This is a genomic window from Chloroflexota bacterium (genome assembly GCA_018648225.1).
Taxonomy (GTDB): domain Bacteria; phylum Chloroflexota; class Anaerolineae; order Anaerolineales; family UBA11858; genus NIOZ-UU35.
The window spans coordinates 1-4,474 of the sequence record JABGRQ010000218.1 but is presented as its reverse complement, the minus strand read 5'-3'; the positions used below and the strand labels follow the sequence as shown (position 1 = coordinate 4,474).

General features: G+C 53.9%; 5 protein-coding genes. All 5 read left to right on the top strand.

Annotated elements, in window-relative coordinates; all coding sequences use genetic code 11:
- Positions 1-361 (top strand): SUMF1/EgtB/PvdO family nonheme iron enzyme (locus tag HN413_18255; protein ID MBT3392345.1); only part of this gene is annotated, 361 nt, incomplete at its 5' end.
- Positions 362-520: 159 nt separating this feature from the next.
- On the top strand, positions 521-1,600 hold the full coding sequence (locus HN413_18250) for an RNA-dependent DNA polymerase (protein MBT3392344.1): 1,080 nt from the start codon (positions 521-523) through the stop codon (positions 1,598-1,600).
- The gene (gene avd, locus HN413_18245) at positions 1,593-1,943 is read left to right on the top strand and encodes a diversity-generating retroelement protein Avd (GenBank protein MBT3392343.1); all 351 of its coding nucleotides are present in this window, start codon (positions 1,593-1,595) and stop codon (positions 1,941-1,943) included. The genes HN413_18250 and avd overlap by 8 nt, the downstream gene beginning before the upstream one ends.
- An 18-nt stretch (positions 1,944-1,961) precedes the next feature.
- Complete coding sequence (locus HN413_18240) at positions 1,962-2,183, top strand: SUMF1/EgtB/PvdO family nonheme iron enzyme (protein ID MBT3392342.1); 222 nt, start codon at positions 1,962-1,964, stop codon at positions 2,181-2,183.
- Positions 2,184-2,421: 238 nt separating this feature from the next.
- Positions 2,422-4,362, top strand: a complete 1,941-nt coding sequence (locus tag HN413_18235; GenBank protein ID MBT3392341.1) for a PQQ-binding-like beta-propeller repeat protein — start codon at positions 2,422-2,424, stop codon at positions 4,360-4,362.
- Positions 4,363-4,474: the final 112 nt, after the last annotated feature.

The following is a 4,474-nucleotide window of genomic DNA, read 5'->3' as shown; positions in this document are numbered from 1 at the left end:
TGCCACCGGTCAAGCCAATTTTTGCGATAGCAATTGTAGCTATGATTGGAAGAATACAGACATTGATGACGGCTATGCCCAAACTTCGCCGGTGGGTGAATATGAGCCAAATGGCTACGGGGTATATGATATGGCTGGCAATATTTGGGAGTGGGTGGAAGACTGGTATGACAGCGGCTATTATGCAGTCTCCCCTACGGAGAATCCCACCGGGCCAGAGAGTGGCGATTACCGCGTTCTGCGTGGCGGTTCCTGGAGCCATAATGGATCCGACCTGCGGGTTGCCTATCGCTACAACTACGCCCCATCAAGTAGGCACTACAGCATCGGTTTCCGTTGCGCCCGCTCCGTGTCCCCGTAGCGGAGCGAAGGGGGCACCCTGATTCTGAAATGCTGATTTCTGCGACCAGAGCGAAGCTCTGGGAGTTCTGCGACCGAAGGGAGTTCTGAAGCGGGGGGTTTGGGGGGTGTGCCCCCCAACAGAATTGCTGTCTGGTATTGATCTTGCAATATAAGGGGCATGGCAAAGCGTTACTACAACCTGTTCGATCAAATCTGGCACCCGCTCAACCTGTGGGTAGCGTATAAAAAAGCAGCCTGCGGCAAGCGTTCAAAGCCGTATGTGGCGGCTTTTGAATATGACCTTGAAGAAAATCTCATTGATCTGGAAGAAGAACTACGGACGCAAACCTATACCCCCGGGGGCTATCACAATTTCTACATCCAAAAACCCAAACGGCGCTTGATCAGCGCGGCCCCTTTCCGTGACCGGGTTGTGCATCATGCACTGATGCAGGTCATTGAACCGCTGTTCGAGCGTCAGTTCATCCACGATAGTTATGCCAACCGCGTCGGTAAAGGCACACATAGAGCATTGGATCGCTGCACGTACTTCTTGCGCCGTTATCGCTATGTAATGCATTTGGATGTGCGCCAGTTTTTCCCGTCCATTGACCACGAAATTTTGAAGGACATCCTGAGCAGAACGATTGGCGATGAAGCGGTGTTGGAATTGATTGCCAAAATCATCTCCAGCGGCGATGGGGTTCAAGCTGAAGTTTACGAGCCGGTCTACTTCCCTGGCGATGATTTGTTTAGCCTCATCCGTCAAAGGGGGCTGCCTATCGGCAATCTCACATCCCAACATTGGGCTAATGTCTACCTGAACGAATTTGATCAACACGCTAAGCGCGTGCTGAAATGCCGGGCATATCTCCGCTTTGTGGATGACATCCTGCTCTTTGGGGATGATAAATCTATGCTCAGCGAGTGGAGAACCGCGATCATTGAGTTTTTGCAGGACTTGCGTCTGACAATCCACGAAACCAAAGCGCAGCCGCGCCCGGTTCACATCGGCGTGCCGTTTCTTGGCTTTCAGATTTTTCCCGATCACCGGCGTTTGAAGCGGCGTAATGGGATTGCATTTCGGCGGCGGCTCAGGGTGATTGCCAATCAATCCCGAATTTGCCAAATTGAACACGATCAAATGCAAGCCAGTATTCAGGGATGGCTCAACCATGCCAGCTATGGGGATACCTGGGGATTGCGCCGGGCGGTTTTGCATTCGGTAGGTTTGGATGGGAATGAACTGGATGGATAAAAATACAGCTCAACAATCGCCGGTTTTCTCGAAAACCTACGACTATATTCTATGGCTTTTGACACATACCGAGAAATTCCCCAAGAATGAACGCTTTCGGCTGGCTCGCCGCCTGGAAGATACGGCTTTCGAGTTTTACGAATTGCTGGTCAAAGCTACGCGTTCCACGCGGCGCAAAGGCGATATTTTGCTTCAGGCTGATCTGGTGCTGGATAAATTGCGTTTGTATACCCGTCTGGCGCAGGCGCGTAAATTGACCAGCCCGCGCCAATACCGCCACGCGTCCGGCATGCTTGTGGAAATTGGAAAACTGTTAGGCGGCTGGATGAAGACAATTTCATAGTTGGCATAAACGGGCGCATTGCCGCCCGAATATGTGGGGACGCCGGAGGGTGTTCTGCGTGGCGGTTCCTGGAACAATAATGGAAACAACCTGCGGGTTGCCAATCGCAACAACAACGAACCATCAAATAGGAACAACAACATCGGTTTCCGTTGCGCCCGATCACTTCCCCCAAAGTTGCGTTTTCCCTGGCCAGAATGCCGCGTGTTCACGGATGCGCGGCGCGTGCCTGGGAAGTGAGTGCCGGTGCTTCCCGTCTGGTTCTCTTGCTTTCTCCCTCCCCCGATACGGGGGAGGGCAGGGGTGGGGGTCTCAGGCAAATACAGAATAGCCCAACCCTCTGATTCCATAGAGTGTCTTGGGGTTGGGCATTTTTCATTTATACCAAAGAATGGGGCATCGTAATGTATAATTACCCCATGAAATTCATGTTCATTTGCATTTTTTCGTGGTTTTAAATTGTAATATCGGGGTTCCCATGTTGCCTGAAATCTTTTGCCCAAACTGTCAAACCTATCTCGGCCCGTTGGCGGCGCAATGTGCTTGCGGCTGGCAGCGCACGCTGCCCAGCCCCGCTCCGGGCGAAGCCCTGTGGCAGGCTCAGATCCCCGGCCCGGCGCAGCACGTTGCCTTTACCGGCAATCTGGTGATCTTTTCCTGGGGGCAGCGGCGTGCTGGTGCGGGCGGGCTGGCAGCTTTCCACCGCCGAACCGGGCAGCCTGCCTGGATGTTTCCAGCCAAGCACGCCATCATTGGCGGTCTAACGCCATCCAACGGCAAGCTGTATTTCGCCACCCTGGGCTTTCTGGGCGGCGATGCGCGCCTGTATTGCCTTGATCGCGACACAGGAAAAGAACTCTGGTCGAGCGGGGTCAGCGGGGGCGTGTGGGGGCCGCCCATCATCTGGGACGCGCGCATCTACCTCGCCAGCGACGATGGCCGCGTCAGCGCCTTTGATCTTGAAACCGGCCAGCCGCTCTCGCATACCGTCATGCAGTTGCCCCGCGGCCGCGCCCGGCTGACCCAGGTGGGCGATCTACTCATTGGCCTTTCCCAAACCGGCCAAATCAATGCTTATAACCTGGCCCACCTGCGCCTCGCCTGGAATCAGCCCCTTGAAGTAGGCAGCCCCATCGCCAGTCCGCCCGTCACGGCCGGTAATCTCATCTTCTTTGGTACGGATGATGGCCGTCTCGTCTCGTTTGATGTGCGCGACCGCCGCCTGGAAACCTTTGCCCGGAGTGCGTCTTCGCTCATCGCCGCCCCGTTGATTGTTGGCAATCGCATCTATATTGGTGGGCGCGATCATCATTTGCGCGCTTTTGACCGGAATACCGGCCTGGAAATCTGGCACAGCCCGGAATTCGCCCATAGCATCAGCGTCTCGCCGGTGGTGTGGGAAAATTGGATAGGAGTGTGTGTCAACCAGAAAGGCTTTTATCTGCTCGATAAACAGGATGGGTCATTGGTCTGGAAATTTGAGTTGGGCGGCGGGGTCAAGCTCTTCTCCACCCCGGGTGTGAATCAGGGCTATTTCTACCTCGGAACCGACACCGGTCAAATCTACGCTTTGCCCTGGCATCTAGGGCGCTATTTCTGGGCTGCAGAGCAATCTCAATTAATGGGAAAATCATCTCAAGCAGGTGCATTCTACGTTCATGCTGCCCATCAAACCACCGACGTTCGAAAACGTCAGGAATACTATCAACTGGCCGAAAGTTGTTGGGACCAGGCTGGTCAGCCCGAAAAAGCGGCTAAATTATGGGAACATCTTATCGAAGAGCGTAAAGCCGCCGAAGCCTATTGCCGGGCTGCAGAGCTTATTAAAAGCATGGATCGCGAGCGTGCCGCAGAATATTACCTGCAAGCGTCTCTGTTGTATTGGCAGTTGGATAATCAGCCTGAATCGCGGCGCTGTGAAAGCAGGGCGCAAAAACTGGCTGGCGGCCCTTTGCTGCGCGTCAAACCCTGGACCAACCCGCAGATGACACAGTACGAAGCCGGGCGCATTACATTCCGCATTGAAAATATCGGCGCCGCGCCAGCCAAAGGGATCATCATCGATTTGGGTGGCTCTTTATTTGATGCTGTCCAATGCCAAATTCTGGATTCCTTACCGCAGCGAGAGCATTTTGATGTCACTCTGACCATCACCCCTACCCGGCTTGAAAATAATGTGGATCTTCGGGTTGGTTATAGGGCTGTCTCTGCTGAGAAGAACCTTCACACCACCAACCGCATTATTGTTGAAGCCGAGCTTGCGCCCCACGAAGTTGAATTAACGGATGTCGTAGCCATGCGGGGGCTAAAAATTGACGTAACTGGTTCCACCAACCGCCGGGTGCGCGTCAAAATGGATGGTGTAGTTGCACGCACGATCAATCTGGGCAATAACTTCGCTAAAGACGAAGCCAAGTGAGATCGTCCCCATTCTGAAGCAGGGCAAATCTGCAAAGCGTGTCAGCATCCGCTCACACTAGGGGTGAGAGTTTGTGAAAATTGTGGTCAGGCGCTATAACGTATTATGACAT